Genomic DNA, 226 nt, shown 5'->3' on the forward strand with positions numbered 1-226 from the left:
CCCCCCCCCTATTTTTTTTTTTTTTTTATTTTTGGGGTTAATTTTTTTTTTTAACCGGTTTTTTTTGTTTGGGTTTTTATTTTTTTTTTTTTTTAAATTTTTTATTTTTTTTTTTTTTCGTCTACGTGGTGTTTTTTTTTTGTTTGGTTTTTTGGGTGGGTTTTTTTTTTGGGGTTTTTTATTTGGTGGGGTAAATGGATATTTATTTGGTTTTTTAAAAAACCCC

The 226-nt window shown here is 24.8% G+C and carries 1 protein-coding gene; it reads right to left on the reverse strand.

The genetic code is table 11. The annotated features are described in order from the left end of the window. Positions 1-226, reverse strand: a 226-nt coding sequence (locus tag QCD69_RS23025; protein WP_301253589.1) for a hypothetical protein, incomplete at both ends; no start/stop codon positions are given.

The organism is Erwinia sp. PsM31, assembly GCF_030433775.1.
GTDB lineage: Bacteria > Pseudomonadota > Gammaproteobacteria > Enterobacterales > Enterobacteriaceae > Erwinia > Erwinia aeris.